Origin of the sequence: Paracoccus sp. P2 (assembly GCF_046335115.1) — a bacterium.
Classification (GTDB): Bacteria; Pseudomonadota; Alphaproteobacteria; order Rhodobacterales; family Rhodobacteraceae; genus Paracoccus; species Paracoccus pantotrophus.
Genome location: NZ_JBGOSN010000020.1, coordinates 69571 through 91134, shown reverse-complemented (window position 1 = coordinate 91134; position 21564 = coordinate 69571). Strand labels below are relative to the sequence as shown.

Annotated in this window: 22 protein-coding genes and 1 pseudogene; 1 reads left to right on the top strand and 22 read right to left on the bottom strand. The window is 66.6% G+C overall.

Annotated features, from left to right (window positions below):
• Positions 1-102 precede the first annotated feature (102 nt).
• Positions 103-1470: pseudogene (locus ACDP63_RS14200) on the top strand (AMP-binding protein); the annotation flags it as partial.
• Positions 1471-1654: 184 nt separating this feature from the next.
• Here the strand turns inward: ACDP63_RS14200 and aroA are convergent.
• The 22 genes from aroA to ACDP63_RS14090 form a co-directional block, all read right to left on the bottom strand.
• On the bottom strand, positions 1655-2986 hold the full coding sequence (aroA, locus tag ACDP63_RS14195; RefSeq protein ID WP_024843149.1) for a 3-phosphoshikimate 1-carboxyvinyltransferase: 1332 nt from the start codon (positions 2984-2986) through the stop codon (positions 1655-1657).
• Positions 2987-3064: 78 nt separating this feature from the next.
• Positions 3065-3766 carry a tRNA (guanosine(46)-N7)-methyltransferase TrmB gene (gene trmB / locus ACDP63_RS14190; protein WP_024843150.1) on the bottom strand — a complete coding sequence of 234 codons (702 nt, stop codon included), beginning with the start codon at positions 3764-3766 and terminating at the stop codon, positions 3065-3067.
• A gap of 49 nt (positions 3767-3815) precedes the next feature.
• Complete coding sequence (locus ACDP63_RS14185; protein WP_024843151.1) at positions 3816-5492, bottom strand: ribonuclease J; 1677 nt, start codon at positions 5490-5492, stop codon at positions 3816-3818.
• Positions 5485-6264 (bottom strand): type III pantothenate kinase, encoded by a 780-nt coding sequence (locus ACDP63_RS14180; RefSeq protein ID WP_024843152.1) that lies wholly within the window; start codon positions 6262-6264, stop codon positions 5485-5487. Before ACDP63_RS14180 ends, ACDP63_RS14185 begins: the two co-directional genes overlap by 8 nt.
• Positions 6265-6269: 5 nt before the next feature.
• Positions 6270-7028 (bottom strand): biotin--[acetyl-CoA-carboxylase] ligase, encoded by a 759-nt coding sequence (locus tag ACDP63_RS14175; protein ID WP_024843153.1) that lies wholly within the window; start codon positions 7026-7028, stop codon positions 6270-6272.
• The gene (nuoN, locus tag ACDP63_RS14170) at positions 7021-8514 is read right to left on the bottom strand and encodes an NADH-quinone oxidoreductase subunit NuoN (protein WP_024843154.1); all 1494 of its coding nucleotides are present in this window, start codon (positions 8512-8514) and stop codon (positions 7021-7023) included. Before nuoN ends, ACDP63_RS14175 begins: the two co-directional genes overlap by 8 nt.
• Positions 8515-8523: 9 nt before the next feature.
• Positions 8524-10065: an NADH-quinone oxidoreductase subunit M gene (locus ACDP63_RS14165; RefSeq protein ID WP_024843155.1), complete on the bottom strand. Its 1542-nt coding sequence runs from the start codon at positions 10063-10065 to the stop codon at positions 8524-8526.
• Position 10066: 1 nt separating this feature from the next.
• Positions 10067-12172, bottom strand: coding sequence for an NADH-quinone oxidoreductase subunit L (gene nuoL, locus ACDP63_RS14160; protein WP_024843156.1), 2106 nt, complete (start codon positions 12170-12172; stop codon positions 10067-10069).
• Between the two features lie 6 nt (positions 12173-12178).
• On the bottom strand, positions 12179-12484 hold the full coding sequence (gene nuoK / locus ACDP63_RS14155; RefSeq protein ID WP_010392916.1) for an NADH-quinone oxidoreductase subunit NuoK: 306 nt from the start codon (positions 12482-12484) through the stop codon (positions 12179-12181).
• A gap of 99 nt (positions 12485-12583) precedes the next feature.
• Positions 12584-13186: an NADH-quinone oxidoreductase subunit J gene (locus tag ACDP63_RS14150; RefSeq protein WP_024843157.1), complete on the bottom strand. Its 603-nt coding sequence runs from the start codon at positions 13184-13186 to the stop codon at positions 12584-12586.
• Positions 13183-13587 carry a carboxymuconolactone decarboxylase family protein gene (locus ACDP63_RS14145; RefSeq protein ID WP_011748522.1) on the bottom strand — a complete coding sequence of 135 codons (405 nt, stop codon included), beginning with the start codon at positions 13585-13587 and terminating at the stop codon, positions 13183-13185. Before ACDP63_RS14145 ends, ACDP63_RS14150 begins: the two co-directional genes overlap by 4 nt.
• Complete coding sequence (locus ACDP63_RS14140; RefSeq protein WP_024843158.1) at positions 13584-13976, bottom strand: carboxymuconolactone decarboxylase family protein; 393 nt, start codon at positions 13974-13976, stop codon at positions 13584-13586. Before ACDP63_RS14140 ends, ACDP63_RS14145 begins: the two co-directional genes overlap by 4 nt.
• Entirely contained in the window at positions 13973-14464 is a 492-nt protein-coding gene (nuoI, locus tag ACDP63_RS14135; protein ID WP_011748524.1) for an NADH-quinone oxidoreductase subunit NuoI, read from the bottom strand. Before nuoI ends, ACDP63_RS14140 begins: the two co-directional genes overlap by 4 nt.
• Positions 14464-14646, bottom strand: coding sequence for a hypothetical protein (locus ACDP63_RS14130; RefSeq protein WP_024843159.1), 183 nt, complete (start codon positions 14644-14646; stop codon positions 14464-14466). The genes nuoI and ACDP63_RS14130 overlap by 1 nt, the downstream gene beginning before the upstream one ends.
• Positions 14647-14649: 3 nt before the next feature.
• Positions 14650-15687, bottom strand: a complete 1038-nt coding sequence (gene nuoH / locus ACDP63_RS14125; protein ID WP_024843160.1) for an NADH-quinone oxidoreductase subunit NuoH — start codon at positions 15685-15687, stop codon at positions 14650-14652.
• An 18-nt stretch (positions 15688-15705) separates the two neighbouring features.
• A complete protein-coding gene (locus tag ACDP63_RS14120; RefSeq protein WP_024843161.1) occupies positions 15706-16473 on the bottom strand; it encodes a hypothetical protein in 768 nt (255 codons plus the stop codon).
• Positions 16474-16478: 5 nt separating this feature from the next.
• The gene (gene nuoG, locus ACDP63_RS14115) at positions 16479-18497 is read right to left on the bottom strand and encodes an NADH-quinone oxidoreductase subunit NuoG (protein ID WP_024843162.1); all 2019 of its coding nucleotides are present in this window, start codon (positions 18495-18497) and stop codon (positions 16479-16481) included.
• Positions 18498-18627: 130 nt separating this feature from the next.
• Positions 18628-18768 (bottom strand): hypothetical protein, encoded by a 141-nt coding sequence (locus ACDP63_RS14110; RefSeq protein ID WP_155984335.1) that lies wholly within the window; start codon positions 18766-18768, stop codon positions 18628-18630.
• Positions 18769-18776: 8 nt separating this feature from the next.
• Positions 18777-19175 (bottom strand): DUF5333 domain-containing protein, encoded by a 399-nt coding sequence (locus ACDP63_RS14105; RefSeq protein WP_024843163.1) that lies wholly within the window; start codon positions 19173-19175, stop codon positions 18777-18779.
• A 171-nt stretch (positions 19176-19346) separates the two neighbouring features.
• Positions 19347-20642 carry an NADH-quinone oxidoreductase subunit NuoF gene (gene nuoF, locus ACDP63_RS14100; RefSeq protein ID WP_024843164.1) on the bottom strand — a complete coding sequence of 432 codons (1296 nt, stop codon included), beginning with the start codon at positions 20640-20642 and terminating at the stop codon, positions 19347-19349.
• Positions 20643-20646: 4 nt separating this feature from the next.
• Entirely contained in the window at positions 20647-20910 is a 264-nt protein-coding gene (locus ACDP63_RS14095) for a DUF5337 domain-containing protein (RefSeq protein ID WP_024843165.1), read from the bottom strand.
• Positions 20910-21533 (bottom strand): hypothetical protein, encoded by a 624-nt coding sequence (locus ACDP63_RS14090; RefSeq protein ID WP_114669314.1) that lies wholly within the window; start codon positions 21531-21533, stop codon positions 20910-20912. The genes ACDP63_RS14095 and ACDP63_RS14090 overlap by 1 nt, the downstream gene beginning before the upstream one ends.
• Positions 21534-21564 lie beyond the last annotated feature (31 nt).

The following is a 21564-nucleotide window of genomic DNA, read 5'->3' as shown; positions in this document are numbered from 1 at the left end:
ATCGTGCGGTAGCGGGTGGGCTCAGGCTTGCTCATACTCGCCCCTTAGCCCACTGGATTCGCAGTGTGAATCCCTCAGAAAACGGAGTTCTGCAACAACGCCGACGCCGCCATCGACATGGCCCAGCACAAGCCCGAATTCTGCGTCATCTTCCAGCGCGAGCAGGAGGTGGCCAAGCTGGTCGAGGGCCGCGACTTCAACTGGCACGGCTTCCAATACGGCGTGAAGCCCGCCGAATGCGTGCCGGTCGAGGGCAACCACCCGGCCTATATCCTCTATACCTCGGGCACCACCGGCCAGCCCAAGGGCGTGGTGCGCCACACCGCCGGCCATCTGGTGGCGCTGCAATGGTCGATGACCAACATCTACAACATCGCCGCCGGCGACCGCTTCTGGGCCGCCTCGGACGTGGGCTGGGTCGTCGGGCACAGCTATATCTGCTACGGGCCGCTGATCGCCGGCGCGACCACCGTGGTCTTCGAGGGCAAGCCCGTGGGCACCCCGCATCCGGGCGTCTTCTGGCGCATCATCCAGAACCACCGCATCAAGAGCTTCTTCACCGCGCCCACCGCCCTGCGCGCCATCCGCCGCGAGGATCCCGAGGGCGAATGGATCCGGCGCTACAAGCTGCACGACCTGCAAGCCCTGTTCCTAGCCGGCGAGCGCGCCGACCCCGACACGGTGAAATGGGCGCAGGAACATCTGGGCGTGCCGGTGGTCGATCACTGGTGGCAGACCGAGACCGGCTGGGCCATCGCCGCCAATCCCATCGGCATCGAAACCTTGCCGACCAAGCTCGGCAGCCCCTCGGTGCCGATGCCCGGCTATGACGTGCAGGTGCTGGACGAGGCCGGCCACCCGGTGCCGGCGGGCACGCTGGGCGCCATCGCGGTCAAGCTGCCGCTGCCGCCCGGCACGCTGCCTGGGCTGTGGAATGCCGAAACCCGCTTCCGCAAGTCCTATCTCGAGCATTTCCCCGGCTATTACGAAACCGGCGACGCGGGCTATATCGACGAGGACGGCTATCTCTACATCATGGCCCGCACCGACGACGTGATCAACGTTGCCGGCCACCGGCTGTCGACCGGAGCCATGGAAGAGGTGCTGGCTTCGCATCCTGCCGTGGCGGAATGCGCGGTGATCGGCGTGGCGGACAGCCTCAAGGGCCAGTCGCCGGTCGGATTCCTGTGCCTGAAGGCCGGGGTCGCGACGCCGCATGAGCAGGTGGCGCGCGAGGTGGTCAAGCTGGTGCGCGACAAGATCGGCCCGGTCGCGGCCTTCAAGTCGGCCTGCGTGGTGGACCGCCTGCCCAAGACCCGCTCGGGCAAGATCCTGCGCGCCACCATGGCCAAGATCGCCGACGGCGAACCGTTCAAGACCCCCGCCACCATCGACGACCCGGCGATCCTGGACGAGATCCGCGAGGCGCTGGCCGGGCTCGGCTATCCCGAGGCCGCCAAGGCGGGCTAGGCCGCTCCCGGCGGCCACGGCCGCAATGGGTATTTGAGCAACAGAGAAAGACCACAGGCGGCGCCCGTCCGGCGCCGCTCTCCTTTTTTCTTTCTTGTCGAAATATCCTCGGGGGTTAGCCATTGGTCCGCCATCGGTCCGAGGACCAATGGCCAATGGGGCAGACAGCCCCGGCCGCGACGGATCAGTCGATCCGGGCGCCGAGCCTTTGCATCAGCGGCAGGAAATCCGGGAAGGAGGTGGCGATGGGGCCGCCGTCATCCACGCTGATCGGCTGCTCGGAGGCGAGCCCCGCGACCAGGAAGGACATGGCGATGCGGTGGTCGAGATGCGTGGCGCAGGTGGCGCTGCCTTTCAGCCCGCCCTTGCCGTGGACGGTCATGGTGTCGGGCGTATCCTCGACCTCGGCGCCATTGGCGCGCAGGCCGACCGCCATGGCGTCGATGCGGTCGCTTTCCTTGACGCGAAGCTCGTGGACGCCCTGCATCACGGTCTTGCCCTCGGCAAAGCAGGCAATGACCGAGAGGATCGGGAATTCGTCGATCATGCTGGCGGCACGCTCGGCCGGCACGGTCACGCCCTTCAGCGGGCCGTGGCGGACCACCAGGTCAGCGACTGGCTCGCCGCCCTCTTCGCGCGGGTTCTCGAAGCGGATGTCGGCGCCCATTTCCAGCAGCGTGACATAAAGCCCGTCGCGGGTCGGGTTGCGGCTGACGCCCGGCACGCGGATCTCGGATCCCGGCACGATCAGCGCCGCCGCCACCGGGAAGGCGGCACTGGAGGGATCGCGCGGCACCGCCACCGGCTGCGGCCTCAGTTCCGGCCGGCCCTGCAGGGTGATGACATGGCCCTCGTCGGTCGTCTCGGTGCGGATGCTGGCGCCGAAGCCGGCGAGCATGCGCTCGGTATGGTCGCGGGTCGGCTCGGATTCGATCACCACCGTCTCGCCCGGCGCGTTCAGGCCCGCGAGCAGCACCGCCGACTTGATCTGGGCGCTGGCGACCGGGGTCTTGTAGCGCACCGGCACCGGATCGGCCGCGCCCTTGATCGTCACGGGCAGACGCTTGCCCTCGCGCGCCGTGACCTCGCAGCCGAACAGTTCCAGCGGGTCGGTAACGCGGCCCATCGGCCGGCGCGACAGGCTGGCATCGCCGGTGAAGGTGGCAGTGATCGGCGTCGTGGCCATGGCGCCCATGATCAGCCGCACGCCGGTGCCGGAATTGCCGCAGTCGATCACGCCCTCGGGCTCGGCAAAGCCGCCGACGCCGACGCCGTTGACCTTCCATTCGCCCTCGCCCAGGCGCTCGACCTGGGCGCCGAAGGCCTGCATCGCCGATGCCGTGTCCAGCACGTCCTGGCCCTCCAGCAGACCGGTGATATGCGTCTCGCCCACCGACAGCGCGCCGAGGATCAGGGCGCGGTGGCTGATCGACTTGTCGCCCGGCACCTTGGCCTCGCCCGACAGGGGACCCGAGCGGCGGGCGGTCATCGGAAGCGGTTCGGCGGAATGTGACATGAAGGCCCCCTCGTGCTTGTCGCGCAAGGTGATAGCGGTCACGGGCGGGGGTTGCAATCGGTGGCGATCAGCGCCGCTTCAGGATCGGCGCCGGAAGGTGACGTAATGCGGGGCCCGGCCCTCGCGCAGCGCCTTCTGCTCGTAGCGGGTGCCGGGCCAGTCGTGCCAAGGCTCCGGGCCTTCGCCGATCAGCTGGAACCCGGCCTGCGGCACCTCCTCCAGCGTCTGGCGGACGTAATCGGGGATGTCGGTGGCGACGCGGAATTCGGCGCCCGGCTTCATGACGCGGGCGAGCGGGATCAGATGCTCGGGCGTCACAAAGCGGCGGCGGTGATGGCGCGCCTTGGGCCAGGGGTCGGGATAGTTCAGGAAGGCGCGGCTGATCGAGGCATCCGGCAGCACGTCCATCAGGTCGCGCGCATCGCCGGGATGCACGCTGACATTCTGCACGCCGGCATTGCGGATCTTGCCCAGCAGCATGGCGACGCCGTTGATGAAGGGCTCGCAGCCGATGATGCCGATCTCGGGATAGCGCGCCGCCATGTGGACCATGTGCTCGCCGCCGCCGAAGCCGACCTCAAGCCAGACCGGCCGGTCGTCACCAAAGATCGCCGCCGGGTCGATGGGCTTCCTCTCGGGGTTCTCGGCGAAGGTAATGCCGCGCGGGCGCAGGCTGCCCAGATCCTCGGACAGGTAGCCCTTCTGGCTCTGGCGCAGGGTCTTGCCGTGACGGCGGCCGTAGAAATTGCGGCGCGGAGGGTTCGGGTCGAATTCGCTCATGGTCTTTCCTTGGCGGAGGGCTTTGCCCGGCCCATGCGGCAGGGTCAAGTCATTCCGCGGCGAGGCGCGAGATCACCACCGTCACCTCGGGCTTCTTGCCGATCTCCTCCATCGAGACCTGACGGGTGATCTTGCGGATCGCCTCCTCCAGCCGGTCGTCGTCCATCACCGTGCGGTCGTCGGCGCGTTCCAGGAACCCGGCCAGCTCGGCCTCGATATTGCGGGCCAGGGGCACGCCGGCACGGCCCTTCTCGGGCAGGCCCGAGAGTTCCACCCAGGCATCGGGCAGCGGCGTGTCGTCCTCGTCGATGATGACCGAGACCATGGCATGGCCGTTCAGCGCCATGCGGATGCGGTCGCGCACCACCCCGTCCATGGCGCCGATCAGCACCGTTCCGTCGAGATAAATCCGCCCGGTGTCGATCTGATCCACCACCCGCGGCGCCTCGCCCGACAGGTCCAGCATGGTGCCGTTGGTCGCCACCACCGAATGAATGCCGCGCGCCTCGGCCAGCTTGGCATGTTCGCGCAGATGCATGTGCTCGCCATGCATCGGGATGACGATCTGCGGCTTCAGCAGGTCATGCACCGCCTCGATATCCGGGCGGTTGGCATGGCCCGAGACGTGATAGAGCCCGTCATCGGCGTCATACAGGTCCACGCCCATTTCCGAGAGCGCGTTCATGATGCGGATCACCCCGCGCTCGTTGCCGGGGATGGTGCGCGAGCTGAAGAGGAAGCTGTCCCCCTCTTTCAGCTCGATGCCCAGGTAGCGGCCGCGCGACAGCTGGGCGCTGGCGGCACGGCGCTCGCCCTGGCTGCCGGTGACGATCAGCATCACCTTGTCGCGGGGCAGTTCGGAAGCCTCCTCGGGGCTGATGAACGAGGGGAAATTCGTCAGGATGCCGGTCTCGATGCCGACGGTCACCATGCGACGCATGGCCCGGCCCAGAAGGCAGATCTTGCGGCCGGCGGCGATGCCGGCCTCGGCGAGGGTCTTGAGCCGGGCGATGTTGCTGGCGAAGGTGGTCGCCACCACCATCTGCCGCTGCGCCATGACGAAATCCAGCAGCGGAGTGGCCAGCACCGCCTCGGACCGGCCGGGATGGGGCGAGAAGACATTGGTGGAATCGCAGGTCAGCACCTTGATCCCCTGCCCCTCGTTCGCGATGTCGTGCCACAGGATCGGGTCGAAAGCCTCGCCCACCACCGGGGTACCGTCCAGCTTGAAATCGCCGGTATGCACGATCCGGCCCGCCGGCGTGTCGATGATCAGCGCCGAGCTTTCCGGGATCGAATGGCTGACCGGGACGAATTGCACCCGGAACGGGCCGGCCGTCACCACGTCGGGGCGCGGGGCGTGGATATGCAGCTGATCGACCGGCTGGCCGGCTTCTTCCAGCTTCAGCCGCGCCAGCGCGCCGGTGAAGCGGCGGCAATGCACCGGCTTTTGCAGCCTGGGCCACAGCAGGCCGAGCGCGCCGACGTGATCCTCGTGCCCATGGGTGATGAAGATGGCGTCGATGCGGTCACGGTTCGCCTCCAGCCAGGCGACATCGGCCATGATCAGGTCGATACCCGGCGCAGAATCCATGTCGCCGAAGGTCACGCCCAGATCGACGACGATCAGCCGCTCGCGTCCCGGCTGGCCGTAGCCGTAGACATAGGCGTTCATGCCGATTTCGCCCGCGCCGCCCAGCGGCAGATAGATCAGGCGCTCAGCCATTGCCCATCTCCTTGTTGTAATCATGGATCAGGCGCAGGCCGTGCATGGTCAGATCGTCCTCGATCGCGTCGAACAAATCAAATCCCTGGTCGAACAGCGGCGCCAGACCGCCCGTAGCAATAACCTTCATCGGCCTGCCGCGTTCCTCGCGGATCTTGTCCACCACGCCCTGCACCAGGCCGATATAGCCCCAGAAGATGCCGGACTGGATGCAGGCCACCGTATTGGTGCCGATCACCTTGGCCGGCATGGTCACGTCGACATGCGGCAGGCTGGCCGCGCCCATGTGCAGCGCCTCCAGCGACAGGTTCACCCCCGGCGCGATGACCCCGCCGACATAGGCGCCGTCGGTGTCTACCACGTCGAAGGTGGTCGCGGTGCCGAAATCGACCACGATCAGGTCCGGCCCGTGCCGCTGGAACGCCCCCCAGGTGTTCACCAGCCGGTCGGGCCCGACCACGGTGCCGAAATCGACGCGCGGCGCCACCGGCAGCAGGCAGTCCGGCTTGCCCACCACCAGCGGGCGCGTGTCGAAATAGCGGTTGCAGAGCACGCGCAGGTTGAACACCACCCGCGGCGCGGTCGAACTGATGATGCAGGCATCGATGTTCAGTTCCAGCTTCTGCAGCGAGATCAGCGTCGACAGCCAGACGAAATATTCGTCCGCCGTGCGCCGGTGGTCGGTCGAGATGCGCCAGAGGCCGACGAATTTCTCGCCGTCCCAGACGGAAAAGACCGTGTTGGTGTTGCCGGTGTCGATGCAAAGCAGCATGGCGCTCAGCCTCCGAAAAAGACTTCGGCGGCGGGGATGACCTGCCGCCCGGCCGGGCCGCGCAGGATCAGCGCGCCGCTGTCGTCGATGCCCTCGAAGATGCCGTGGTTTTCGGTCGCGCCGGTGCGGGCGATGATCGGCTCGCCCAGCCGTGCGGCGCGGGCCAGCCAGGCGTTGCGGATCGGCGCGAAGCCATAGCTGTCGAGCTGCGCCTGCCAACGCGCGAAGGCCGGGGCCAGCAGGTCCAAGAAATCCTCGGGATCGACGGCATGGCCGGTCTCGCCTTGCACGGAAACCGGCGGGATCGCCCCCGGCTCGACCACGCTGGCATCCGGCGCGGCGGCCAGGTTCACGCCGATGCCCACCGCCACCGCCTGCACCCCCGGACCCGAGCCCGCGCTTTCCAGCAGGATGCCCGCCACCTTGCCGCCGTTCAGCAGCACGTCGTTGGGCCATTTGATCGCCAGCCGCGCGGCCGGCCCGCAGGCCAGGCCAAGCGCATCGTAAAGCGCCAGCGCCGCGACGAAGGACAGCTGCGCCGCCGCCAGCGTCCCGCCCTGCGGCCGCAGGACCAGCGTGCCGGCAAAGTTTCCAGCCGGCATGACCCATTCGCGCCCGCGACGGCCACGGCCCGCGAATTGCTCGCGGGCCATCACCCAGGCGGGAGCGGAAAGGCCGGGCGCCAGCTTCAGCGCCTCGGCATTGGTGCTGTCGGTGCGGGCCAGCACATGCCGGGCCACGCCCGCGGGCCAGGCGTCACTCACCTTGCGCGGGCTCGGCTTGCGCGGCGGGCTGCTCGACAGCGGCGCCCGGACCGACCAGGGTCTCGGCCGCGCGGCCGGCGGCGGCATCAACGCCGAACATGCTGATCGCCCCCACCAGCATGGCCAGCGCCGGCAGCATCAGCGCCAGGTATTGCACCGCGCCCATGCGCGAGGTCATGCCCTCGGATTCGCCGCCGAAATACATGTAATAGACGATGCGCAGGTAATAGAAGGCACCGATGACCGAGGCGATGACGCCCAGAACCGCCAGCCAGCCCATGCCGGCATCGACCGCCGCCGTCAGCACGCCGAACTTAGCAAAGAAGCCCAGGGTCGGCGGCACGCCCGCCAGGCTGAACATCAGCACCAGCATGGCCAGCGCCTTGACCGGATCGGTCCAGGCAAAGCGGTTCAGTGCGGCAAGGTCGGTGACCGGCACGCCGTCACGCTCCATCGACAGGATGAAGGCGAAGGTGCCGATGTTCATCACCGCATAGATGGTCATGTAAAGCAGCATGTTCTGCACGCCGATGGCGGTGCCGGCGGCAAGGCCGACCAGGGCAAAGCCCATATGCGCGATCGAGGAATAGGCCATCAGCCGCTTGATGTTGGTCTGGCCGATCCCGGCGATCGAGCCCAGGAACATCGACATCACCGCCAACGCCGCGACGATCTGGCTCCAGTCGCCGATGACATGGCCGAAGGCGTCGAAGACCAGCCGCGCGATCAGCGCCATGGCCGCGACCTTGGGCGCGGTGGCGAAGAAGGCGGTCACCGGCGTCGGCGAGCCCTCATAGACGTCCGGCGTCCACATGTGGAAGGGCACGGCCGAGACCTTGAACGACAGGCCCACCAGCATGAACACCAGCCCGAACAGCACGCCCAGCGACAGGTGGCCGCCCTGGATGGTCGAGATGATGCCCTCGAACCCGGTGGTGCCGGCAAAGCCGTAGACCAGCGAGGCGCCATAGAGCAGCAGGCCCGAGCTGAGCGAACCGAGGACGAAATATTTCAGCCCCGCCTCGGACGAGCGCACCGAGTCGCGGCGCATGGCGGCGACGACGTAAAGCGCCAGCGATTGCAGTTCCAGCCCCATATAGAGGGTCAAGAGGTCGCCGGCCGAGACCATGAACATCATGCCCAGCACCGCCAGCGCGACGATGATCGGGAACTCGAAGCGCAGCATGTTGCGGCGCTGCATGTAGTCGGCGCTCATCGCCAGCACGCCGGCGGCGGCGACCAGCGTCACCACCTTGGCAAAGCGCGAGAAGCCGTCGTCGATGAACATGCCATGGAAGGCGGTGCCGTCGGCATGGTTGCCCAGGCCCACCATGGCCGCGACGACCAGGAAGGCCGCGACCGTGACCCAAAGCAGCGTCCGGGCCAGCCTGTCCTTGCCGAGATAGGCCCCCGCCATCAGGGCGGCAAGGGCGTAACCGGCCAGCACCACCTCGGGCAGAATGGTCGAGAAATCGAGCGAGGTCATATCCGTCCCCTAGTGGCTGGCTTGGGCCGTGGCGACGGGTGCCGCCGGCTGGCTCTGGTTGTAGTCTTGCACGAGTGCTGCGACCGCCGGGCCGGTCACGTCGGTGACGAGCCGCGGATAGACGCCCAGGATCAGCGTCATCGCGATCAGCGGAACGAATACCCAGCGCTCGCGCGGGGTCATGTCGGTGATCGACTTCAGGCTTTCCTTGATCAGCTGGCCCAGCGTCACCCGGCGATAAAGCCACAGCGCATAGGCCGCCGACAGGATCACCCCCGAGGTCGCGACCAGCGCCACCCAGGTATCGACGCGGAAGACCCCCATCAGCGTCAGGAACTCGCCCACGAAGCCCGAGGTGCCGGGCAGGCCCACATTCGCCATGGTGAAGAACATGAACACCGCCGCATAGGCCGGCATCCGGTTCACCAGCCCGCCATAGGCGTCGATTTCCCGCGTGTGCATGCGGTCGTAGATCACGCCAACGCACAGGAACAGCGCGCCCGAGATGAAGCCGTGCGACAGCATCTGGAAGATCGCGCCGTCGACGCCGATCTGGTTCGCGGCAAAGACGCCCATGGTCACGTAGCCCATATGGGCGACCGAGGAATAGGCGATGACCTTCTTCATGTCCGACTGCGCCAGCGCCACCAGCGAGGTGTAGACGATGGCGATGGCCGACAGCCAGAAGACATAGGGCTGGGCCACGCCGCTGGCGACCGGGAACATCGGCAGGCTGAAGCGCAGGAAGCCGTAGCCGCCCATCTTCAGCAGCACCGCCGCCAGCAGGACCGAGCCGGCGGTGGGCGCCTGGACGTGCGCGTCGGGCAGCCAGGTATGGACCGGCCACATCGGCATCTTCACGGCGAAGCTGGCGAAGAAGGCCAGGAACAGCAGCATCTGCATGCCGCCGACCACCGTCATGCCCAAGAGGCGGAAGTTGTCCGACGGGAAGTCGAAGGTCAGGAGCGTCGGAATGTCGGTGGTGCCCGCCATGCGATACATGGCGATCATCGCCACCAGCATCAGCACCGAGCCGAGGAAGGTGTAGAGGAAGAACTTGAAGGACGCATAGATGCGGTCCTTGCCGCCCCAGATGCCGATGATCAGGAACATCGGGATCAGCCCCGCCTCGAAGAACAGGTAGAACAGCACCAGGTCGAGCGCGGTGAAGACGCCGATCATCAGCCCTTCCAGCACCAGGAAGGCGATCATGTATTCCTTGACCTTGTCCTCGACCGCCCAGGTCGAAAGGATGGTCAGCGGCATCATGAAGGTGGTCAGCAGCACGAACAGCACCGAGATGCCGTCCACGCCCATCTTGTAGCGCAGCCCCATGATCCAGGCGTGATCCTCGACGAACTGGAAGCCCGTGTTCGCCGGGTCGAAGCGGAACAGCACGAAAAGCGAGATCACGAAGGTCGCCGTGGTGGTCAGCAGCGCCAGCCACTTGGCGTTGCGGGCCGCGGCCTCGTCCTGGCCGCGCAGGAACAGCGCCATGATGATCGCGGCGACGATCGGCAGGAAGGTGATGATGGAAAGAAGGTTCGTCATGTCAGTGCGCGCCCCGCATCATCACCCAGATCAGCAAGCCCACGATGCCCAGAACCATCGCGAAGGCGTAGTGGAACAGATAGCCCGATTGCACCCGGACCGCTGCGCGGGTCAGCCGCGGGATCAACCCCATGGCCACCCCGTTGATGGTGCCGTCGATGACGGCACCGTCCCCGCCCTTCCACAGCGCGCGGCCAAGCCATTTCGCCGGGCGGACGAAGATGAAGTCGTAGATCTCGTCGAAATACCATTTGTTGAGCAGGAACTGATACAGCGCCGGCTGCTGCGCCGCCAGCCGCTTGGGCAACGACGGATCGGCGATGTAGAAGAAGAAGGCGGTGATCAGCCCCAGCACCATCGCGATGAAGGGCGAGACCTTGACCCAGGCCGGCGCATGATGCGCCTCGTCCATGATGTGGTTGTCGGGATGCATGTAGATCGCACCGCCGACCGGGGCCGCGACCTCGGCATGGGCGGCCTCGTCAGTCGGCTCGCCCTCGGCGGTATCGGCGGCGACATGCTCCACCGCAGCCTCGGCGGTCGCGTGCTCCGCTTCCTCGCTCTCGGCGGCCTCATGCTGCGCGCCGGCGATGTGGAAATATTCCGTCACCTTGTGATGGTCGCCGAAGAAGGGACCATACCAGACCATGCCGGCAAAGACCGCGCCCACGGCCAGCACGCCCAGCGGGATGGTCATCACCGGCGGGCTTTCATGCGCATGGTCATGGGCGTGATGGTCGCCGCGCGGCTTGCCGTAGAAGGTCAGGAAGATCAGCCGCCAGGAATAGAAGCTGGTGAAGCAGGCAGCGATAACCAGCAGCCAGAAGGCATAGGTGCTGCCCGCATAGGCGCTTTCGATGATCGCGTCCTTGGACAGGAAGCCGGCGAAGCCCAGATGGGTCAGCGGGATGCCGACGCCGGTGATGGCGAAGGTGCCGATCATCATCGCCCAGAAGGTCAGCGGGATCTTCTTGCGCAGCCCGCCATAGTTCCGCATGTCCTGTTCATGGTGCATGGCATGGATCACCGAGCCGGCGCCCAAAAACAGCATGGCCTTGAAGAAGGCATGGGTCAGCAGGTGGAACATGGCCGCCGAATAGACGCCGACGCCCGCCGCCACGAACATGTAGCCCAGCTGCGAACAGGTCGAATAGGCGATGACGCGCTTGATGTCGTTCTGCACCAGACCGACGGTCGCGGCGAAGAATGCGGTGGTGGCGCCGATGATGACGATGAAGGTCTTGGCATCCGGCGCGAATTCGTAAAGCGGCGACATGCGGCAGACCAGGAACACGCCCGCGGTCACCATGGTCGCGGCGTGGATCAGCGCCGAGACCGGGGTCGGGCCCTCCATCGCGTCCGGCAGCCAGGTGTGCAGCAGAAGCTGCGCCGATTTGCCCATGGCGCCGACGAAAAGCAGGAAGCCCAGCAGGTTCGCGGCGTTCCAGTCGCGCCACAGGAAATGCATCTCGGTCTGCGCAAGCTCGGGCACCTGGCGGAAGATCTCGTCGAACTGGACCGAGCCGGTCAGCCAGTAAAGGCCGAAGATGCCCAGCAGGAAGCCGAAATCGCCGACGCGGTTGACGATGAACGCCTTGATCGCCGCGGCATTGGCGCTGGCCTTCTTGTAGTAGAAGCCGATCAGCAGATAGGAGGCGACGCCCACGCCCTCCCAGCCGAAGAACATCTGCAACAGGTTGTCCGCCGTCACCAGCATCAGCATGGCGAAGGTGAAGAACGAGAGATAGGCGAAGAAGCGCGCCTTGTAATGCTCGTCATGCGTCCAGTTGTCGTCATGGGCCATGTAGCCCAGCGAATACATGTGCACGAGCGCCGAGACGGTGGTCACGACGATCAGCATGATCGCGGTCAGCCGGTCCAGCCGGATCGCCCATTCGGCATGGAAATCGCCGGTCACGACCCAGTCGAGCACCGGAATGTGCCGCGGCACGCCGTCGAAGGACAAAAACAGGTACCAGCTGATCAGGCAGCTGAGGAACAGCACGCCCGTGGTCAGGTATTGCGCGGCCTTCTCGCCGATGGCACGCCAGCCCAGCCCGGCGATCAGCGACGCGATGAGCGGCGCGAAGAGGACGAATTTTTCCATGCTCGCTTATCCCTTCATCACGTTGACGTCTTCCACCGCGATGGTGCCGCGGTTGCGGAAGAAGACCACCAGGATCGCCAGGCCGATGGCGGCCTCGGCGGCGGCGACGGTCAGCACGAACATGGTGAAGACCTGCCCGGCCAGATCGCCCAGATGGGTCGAGAAGGCGACGAAGTTGATGTTCACCGCCAGGAGCATCAGCTCGATCGACATCAGGATGACGATGACGTTCTTTCGGTTCACGAAGATCCCGAAAATGCCGGTGACGAACAATATCGCCCCCACAACAAGATAATGAGTCAATCCGATCATCGTCCTGGTCCCTCCGGGTCGTTCACCCGTTGAAATATCCGTTTGCTACTGGGACCGCCGCGGCGATCCCGATGGCTGTCGCGGTCCAGCTTGCCGCGTTCAAAGCCCCTGCCCCGGCTTCACGTCCTTCAGCTCCATGGTCTTGGCCGGGTCGCGCCACATCTGCTCCAGCACGTTCTGGCGCTTGACGTCCTTGCGGTGGCGCATGGTCAGCACGATCGCCCCGATCATCGCCACCAACAGCACCAGCCCGGCCAGCTGGAACATCAGCACATAGCGGTCATACAGCACCATGCCCAGGCCGAAGGTGTTCTCGACCGCCGCATCCACCGGCGCGGCCCGCAGGCCTTCGGCCTGGTCCGAGGGCGTCCAGCCCGAGAAGGCGATGCCCAGCTGCGCCAGCAACACGACGCCGATCACCAGCGCCAGCGGCAGGTAGCGCGCCAGCTCGCCCTTCAGCTCGGCGAAATCCACGTCCAGCATCATGACGACGAACAAAAACAGCACCGCCACCGCGCCGACATAGACCACGACCAGCAGCATGGCGACGAACTCCGCGCCCTGCAGCACGAACAGGCCCGCCGAGGCGAGGAAGGCCAGGATCAGCCACAGCACCGAATGCACCGGGTTGCGTCCGATCACGACCATGAAGCCCGCGACGCAGGCGCTGATCGCGAACAGGTAGAAAGCGAAGGTCATCATTCCTCGTCCTCCTCGGCATAGACGCTCTGGGCGATTTCCAGCGCCTTCTGCATCGCGGGCAGCCCGCCGAACATGCTCATCTGAAAGATCGTCTCGGCGATCTCGCGTTTGGTGGCGCCGGCCGCCAGCGCCTGACGCACGGTCATGCGCAGCTGCGGCTCGGCCAGCGCGCCCTGGACGGTGATCGCGCCGATGGTGAGAAGCAGACGCGTCTTGGCGTCCAGCCCCTCGCGGTTGAAGGTCTTGCCGAACCACATTTCCAGCATGTCGGCGGGAATCGTCGGCACCAGCTTTTCCATGGCGCGCATGTCGAAATGCTCGAGCGCCGGGTTGAAGGCGCGCGCCATCTCCTGACCGGATTGCAGCATCTGCTGGAACAGCTTCTGGAAGGCATCGGTCATGGACTTGTTCCCTCCGCTTCGAAAACCTCGATGGCGGCATTCAGCGCGTTGATCGCCGCCGGCATCCCGCCATAGAGATGCATCTGGAAGATCGCCTCGCAGATCTCGCGCGCGCTTGCGCCTGCGCGCAGGGCCGAGGCCACGTTCACCTTGAGCTGCGGCCGGGTCTGCCCGCCCATCGCCGCCAACGCGCCGACCGTGACCAGCAGACGGGTCTTCAGGTCCAGCCCCTCGCGGGCATAGACCTCGCCCATCCCGTGACCCACGGCCGTTTCGGCCACCGCATCGGGCAGCCAATGGCCATAGCGGTCGCGCAGGGCCGCCTCCATCCCCGGATTGAGATGCTCGGCCAGGGCGCGGCCGCGCGAATATGCGGCGACGGAGGTCATCGGTAGGGCGCATCCAGTTGCAGGTTGCGGGCGATCTCGGCCTCCCAGCGTTCGCCGTTCGCAAGCAGCTTCTGCTTGTCGTAGAACAGCTCCTCGCGGGTTTCGGTCGCGTATTCGAAATTCGGCCCCTCGACGATGGCATCGACCGGGCAGGCTTCCTGGCAGAAGCCGCAATAGATGCACTTGGTCATGTCGATGTCGTAGCGCGTGGTCCGGCGCGAGCCGTCCTCGCGCGGTTCGGCGTCGATGGTGATGGCCTGGGCCGGGCAGACCGCCTCGCAGAGCTTGCAGGCGATGCAGCGTTCCTCGCCGTTGGGATAGCGGCGCAGCGCATGCTCGCCGCGGAAGCGCGGCGACAGCGGGCCCTTTTCATGGGGATAGTTCAGCGTCGGTTTGGGCGAGACGAAATAGCGCATGCCCAGGCCGAAGCCCTTGATGAAGTCCCACATCAAGAAATACTTGGTCGCCCGCGCGAAATCGAAGGCCATCAGAAACGCTCCCCTTCCCGCGGCGCCGCGAAACGGTCGAACGCGGCGACATAGTCGCGGATGCGGGCGCTGTCCCGCGCCTGCTCCGCACTGTCCAGATTGTTGGCGAGGAAATGCGCCAGCTCTACCTTGTCGGTCTCACTGGCTTTGGCAAATGCCTCGGCTAGCTTGTTGGAATACATGGCTTAACCTCCGACCGCGAAACGGGCCCAGAACGCACCCAGCACTTCATAGCGCGCCAGGATCGCCACCAGCACCACCCAGCCCAGCGACAGGGGCAGGAACACCTTCCAGCCGATCCGCATCAACTGGTCGTAGCGATAGCGGGGCACGATCGCCTTGACCATGGCGAACATGTAGAACCAGAACCACATCTTGATGACCATCCACCACCAGCCGTCGGCGATGAACGGCACCGGCGACAGCCAGCCGCCGAAGAACAGCAGCGACAAAAGCGCGCACATCAGATACATGGCGATATATTCGCCCGCCATGAACAGCAGATAGGGCGTGGACGAATATTCGGTCATGAAGCCCGCCACCAGTTCGGATTCGGCCTCGACCAGGTCGAAGGGCGGGCGGTTGCACTCGGCCAGGGCCGAGACGAAGAACAGCACCACCATCGGCAGGTGCGGCAGCCAGTACCAGTTGAGCAGGCCATAATCGCCGCGCTGCGCCTCGACGATGGCGGTCAGGTTCATCGATCCGGTCGAGATGATGACCCCGATGATGATCAAGCCCAGCGACACCTCGTAGGAGATCATCTGCGCCGCCGAGCGCAGCGAGGCGAGGAAGGGATATTTCGAGTTCGAGGCCCAGCCGCCCATGATGACGCCGTAGACTTCCAGCGAGGAGGCGGCAAAGATGAACAGGATGCCCACGTTGATGTTCGCCATCACCCAGCCCTCGTCGAAGGGGATGACCACGAAGGCGAAAAGCGCCAGCATCATCGACAGGAAGGGCGCCAGGAAATAGACGAACTTGTCGGCGCCGGCCGGGACGACGATTTCCTTGACGATGTATTTCAGCGCGTCGGCAAAGGTCTGCAACAGGCCCCAGGGACCGACCACGTTCGGGCCGCGGCGCATCTGCACCGCCGCCCAGATCTTGCGGTCGCCATAGACCATGAAGATCAGCGAGCCCATGACGAAGGCGATGACCGCCAGACCCTGCAAGAGCAGGCTGAGTGCGAAACCGTAGGGCGAGGCCCAGAATTCAGCCATGATCTTTCGTCCCTCTCATCACGCCGCGGGAATGCCGCGTGCCTTGCATTCCTGCAAGGTCTGTTTCGTTGTCATCACCGTCAGGCCCATCGGTTTTCTTTCGGAAAGCGTGAAGACCGAGCCGACGACCATCTTGCCGCCCCGCTTGTCGCGAAGCGTGCGGATGTGGCGGGCATAGGGCGCCCCTTTCGCATCGGCCCAGCTGGCCAGCGCGCATGTGGCATAGGCGAAGGCGGTGTCGGCGTCCACCCCGCTACGCAGGTTTGCCGTCACTTCCACCAGGCTGTCCGTCCCCTTGCGCGAACCGGCCAGCGAGGCGATCTGCGCCCCCTGGAAATCCTGGGGATCGGCCTGGAAACTGGCCGGCAGGTTCAGCCGCAGCGGCCGGGTGCGCGCCGCGAATGCCGCCAGCGCCTTTTCCTGCGCCGTGGGCTCGCGCTTGCGCAGCGGGCCCATGTCCGGCAGGCCCGACAGGTCCAGGTCCAGATTCGCGTTCAGCGCCATCAGGTCGGCCTCGGTCACGGCAAAGGCGTCGCGGCCCTCGGGGCTGTCCAGCGCCATTCCGCTGACCGAGCCGTCGGGTTCGAGAATCAGGATCTCGCCCGACTTGGTCGAGATCCGGCCCTTGGTCAGCACCTTCTTGTCCGGCGCGCCCGCGTCGCTTTGCAGCACTGCCACGCCCAGCTGGGCCGGCTTGGGCTGGGGACGCGCATCCCTGGTCGCACCGCAGCCGGCCAGCAGCGCCAGGGCGCCGATCCCGGTCAGCAGGGCAAGGCGGACCCGCATGACGCTCACTCCGCCGCCAGCGCCGGGGCCTTGCGGGCCGCGGCCATCGCCGAAAGCTCGCCCATCAGCGGCGAGGAGCGCGCGATGGGGTTGGTCAGGTAGAAATCCTTGACCGCATAGCGGAAGCTCGCCTGCCCCAGGTCGAAGCGGTCGAGCGGCTGCCAGTCGTTCTGCGGCACCTGGTCGATCTGCGCCAGATGCGGCACCGCCTCGACCAGTTTGCGGCGCAGCCCGGCCAGGCTGTCCCAGGGCTGGGTCTTGCCCAGCTCGGCCGAAAGCGCGCGCAGGATCGCCCAGTTTTCCTTGCCCTCGCCCGGCGCGAAATTGGCGCGCATGGCCAGCTGCGGACGGCCCTCGGTGTTCACGAACAGCCCGCTTTCCTCGGTATAGCAGGCGCCGGGCAGGATGATGTCGGCGCGATGCGCGCCGCGGTCGCCATGGCTGCCCTGATAGATCACCAGCGGCCCGGCGGCGATGTCCACCTCGTCCGCGCCGAGATTGTAGATCACCTCGGCCCCCTCGATGGCGGCCAAGAGCCCGCCCTCGGTCACGGCGCCCACGTCCATGGCGCCGACGCGACCGGCGGCGCTGTGCAGCACCAGAAGCTTGCTGTCGCCGCGCTCGCAGATGCGCATGGCATGGGCCAGCACCGCCTCGCCATCCGCCTCGCGCAGGGCGCCCTGGCCGACGATGACGATGCCGGGGGTGCCGTCCTTGTTCGACAGATCCTCGTCCGCCAGCCGGGCCAGCGCGGCGCGGTCATTGCCGAAATGCTGGTAGTCATAGGTCAGGTCCACCGGCTCGCCGATCAGCGCCACCTGCGCGCCATGCGCCCAGGCCTTGCGGATGCGGGCGTTCAGCACCGGCGCCTCGTCGCGCGGGTTGGTGCCGATCAGCAGGATGCGCTTCGCGGTGTCGATATCCTCGATCCGCGCCGTGCCGACATAGGCCGAGCGGTTGCCGATGGGCAGCCGGGCGCCGTCGGTACGGCATTCGACGCGGCCCCCCAGCCCCTCGATCAGTTGCTTGAGGCTGAAGGCGGCCTCGGCCGGGACCAGGTCGCCGACCAGCCCCGCGACTTTCCTGCCCTTCATCGCCTGGGCGGCGGCTTCCAGCGCCTCGGGCCAGCTGGCCGGGCGCAGCTTGCCGTTTTCGCGGATATAGGGCCGGTCGAGGCGCTGGCGGCGCAGCCCGTCCCAGACGAAGCGGGTCTTGTCGCTGATCCATTCCTCGTTCACGCCGTCATGGTTGCGCGGCAGGATGCGCATGACCTCGCGACCCTTGGTGTCGACGCGGATGCTGGACCCCAGCGCATCCATCACGTCGATGGATTCGGTCTTGGTCAGCTCCCACGGCCGGGCGGTGAAGGCATAGGGCTTGGAGACCAGCGCGCCGACCGGGCACAGGTCGATGATATTGCCCTGCATGTTCGATTCCAGCGTCTGGTTCAGATAGCTGGTGATCTCGCTGTCCTCGCCACGGCCGGTCTGGCCCATCTGGGTGATGCCGGCCACCTCGGTGGTGAAGCGCACGCAGCGGGTGCAGGAGATGCAGCGGGTCATATGCGTCTCGACCAGCGGGCCGAGGTTCAGATCCTCGGAGGCGCGCTTCGGCTCGCGATAGCGGCTGAAATCGACGCCGTAAGCCATGGCCTGGTCCTGCAGGTCGCATTCGCCACCCTGGTCGCAGATCGGGCAGTCCAGGGGATGGTTGATCAGCAGGAACTCCATCACCCCCTCGCGGGCCTTCTTGACCATGGGGCTGTTGGTGCGGATCTCCGAGGGCGCGCCATCCGGGCCGGGGCGCAAGTCCTTGACCTGCATGGCGCAGGAGGCGGCGGGCTTGGGCGGGCCGCCCACCACCTCGACCAGGCACATGCGGCAGTTGCCGGCGATCGACAACCGCTCGTGATAGCAGAAACGCGGCACCTCGATCCCGGCCAGTTCGCAGGCCTGGATCAGGGTCATGTTGGGATCGACCTCGATAACCACGTCGTCGATCTTGATCTTGCGAAGATCCGCCATCTTGTCTTCCCTTATCCCTCGCGCCCGGAAACCGCGCCGGAACGATCTCCGGCAGGTTTTGCGCGATGTAAATGCTGGCCGAAGGCTGGCCCGGTTTGCTGTGGCCCTGTCGATCCCATCCGTCCCGGCGTCATGGCTGCGCCTCCTGCACGGGAACGGTCGCGCGGGCGCCATCCTGTCCCGGCCGCAGCGCCGGCTCGGCGGCAAAGCCGTCCGCGGCGATCATCGCCGCCGCTGCCGCCGCCATCAGGGCGATGCCGATCCGGTTCATCCAAGTCTTCATCTCGCCACCAACAGGCTGCCTATGACGGTATTTCGCGCGATCTCCTGCCGGCCGATGCGACAAAAGCTCTCGGGGTCTTCGGCCCTGGCGCCCTGGCGGGCCAGATAATCCTCGGCCACGGCATAGATGCGCGCCTTGTCCGCCTTGCTGTCCAGGAAGGCGTCGATCTCGGTTCGCGAATAGCCCTTGTCCTCGGCATAGCGCTTGAGCTTGCGCGCCTCGCCATAGGCATAGAGGATGCGGCCGTCGATGCTGGGACAGGTGCGACGGATGCGGTCGGCGATGCGCGCGGCGATCAGCCGGTCGTTGATGTATTTCTCTTGGGCCAGCGGCTCCAGCGCGGCGGCGGGTGCAGCCAGCGTCGCGGCGATCAGCGCGGCGGGGATCAGCTTCATGGCAATAGCCTCCTTGTCATGGCCTCCTGCCATAACATGCGGCCGCCCCGAAGGTTCGGCACCAAGCCGTGAGGGCGCCGTGATCCGGCCCGGCCGGCGCGCGCGCAGGCGCCGGCGCTCCCCCTGGGGGAGGCGCCTTGCCGGGAAAAGGGGGCCGGTCGCCGTCATCGCCTACTCCGCCGCCATCGCGCCCATGCGGCCCGTGCGCTTGGCCTTGATCCGGTCCTCGATCTCTTCGCGGAAATTGCGGATCAGGCCCTGGATCGGCCAGGCCGCCGCATCGCCGAGCGCGCAGATGGTGTGGCCCTCGACCTGCTTGGAGACGTCGAAAAGCATGTCGATCTCTTCGATCTCGGCGTCGCCGCGCACCAGGCGCTCCATCACCCGCATCATCCAGCCGGTGCCTTCGCGGCAGGGGGTGCATTGGCCGCAGCTTTCATGCTTGAAGAATTTCGACAGCCGCCAGATCGCCTTCACCACGTCGGTGGACTGGTCCATGACGATCATGCAGGCGGTGCCGAAGCTGGATTTCAGCTCGCGCATGCCGTCGTAATCCATGATCGCGTTTTCGCATTGCTCGGCGGTCAGCACCGGGCAGGAGGCGCCGCCGGGGATCACCGCCTTGAGGTTCTTCCAGCCGCCGCGGATGCCGCCGCCATGCTTTTCGATCAGCTCGCGCATGGGGATCGACATGGCCTCCTCGACCACGCAGGGGGTGTTGACATGGCCGGTCAGGCCGAAAAGCTTCACGCCCGCGTTGTTCGGGCGGCCGAAGCTTGCGAACCATTCCGGGCCGCGGCGCAGGATGGTCGGCACGACGGCGATGGATTCGACGTTGTTCACCGTGGTCGGGCAGCCATAGAGACCCGCGCCGGCCGGGAAGGGCGGCTTCATGCGCGGCATGCCCTTCTTGCCCTCAAGCGATTCCAGCAGCGCGGTTTCCTCGCCGCAGATATAGGCGCCGGCGCCGTGGTGCAGGTAAAGATCGAAATCCCAGCCCGACCCGGCGGCGTTGCGGCCCAGCAGGCCCGCGTCGTAGCATTCGTCGATGGCGGCCTGCAGCGCCTCGCGCTCGCGGATGAACTCGCCGCGGATATAGATATAGGCGGCATGCGCGCCCATGGCGAAGCTGGCGATCAGCGCGCCCTCGATCAGCGTATGCGGATCGTGGCGCATGATCTCGCGGTCCTTGCAGGTCGCGGGCTCGGATTCGTCGGCGTTGATGACCAGGTAGGAGGGGCGGCCGTCGGATTCCTTGGGCATGAAGGACCATTTCATGCCGGTCGGGAAGCCTGCGCCGCCGCGGCCGCGCAGGCCCGAGGCCTTCATCTCCTCGACGATCTTGTCGCGGCCGCGCTGGATGATCGCGGCGGTGCCGTCCCAATGGCCGCGCTTTTTCGCGCCGGCCAGGCTGCGGTCGCCCATGCCGTAAAGGTTCGTAAAGATCCGGTCCTGATCGTTCAGCATCGTCTTATCCTTGTCCCTGCGAGGACGCCTTGCGCCGCCGCCAGATCCGAAAGGTCACCAAAAGCGACCAGATCAAGGCCCCAATCGCCGCAAGATCGGCGAGAAAGGCGTATTTCGCGGGCCAGCCCTGCTGGCCCCCCAGCCATTGCACCCCCAGCCACAGCGCCATGGTCGCGGCGATCACCACCGCCACCAGCCGCATCTGCCGGGCATCCGCCGCGGCGGCCCTGTCCGCCTGCGACGCCGCATGTCCTGCCGGGCGGGCCATCAGCCGACCTCGCCCCTGTCGACGCGGCGGGAATGGCCGGTCTCGCCCCCCGCCGCCAGCAATTTCGCCTGGCCGACCCAGTCATCGGCCTCGATCCGCCCGCCCATCCGGCCCAGCCGCTGCGCGAAATCGGCGACGGTGGCGGCGTCCCAGGCGGCGATCTGGTCATAGCGCGTCACGCCCTGCGCGTTCAGCCAGTCCGAGATCTTCGGGCCGATACCCTTGATCCGCTTCAGGTCGTCGGCACCCGGCATGGGTCTGACGGCGGCAGCGGGCCGCGGCCCCGGCGACGGCATCGCCCCGGCGACGATGGGCATCTGCGTGCCCGAGGTGAAGGGTTCGGGCCCTAGCGAGCCGCTGACCAGCAGCGTCTCGGGCTGGCGGTCCACCGCGGCGCGCTGCCAGTCGGTGCCGGTCAGCCCTGCCCCGTCCCCGAACAGCTCGGGTCGCTCGTGGCAGACCAGCCAGACCATCAGCGCCCCGAACAGCACGAAAGTCACGACGCCCAGGAACAGCCCGGCCAGCCAGTGCAGCTCGCCGATGCCGGCGGTGAACAGCAGCACCACCACCCCGGCGATCGCCGCCGAGATCCAGCAGTTCCTGGTGCATTCTGCCCGTTCCATCGCGTCCTGCCCGCTCCCCTTCGATCAGGCG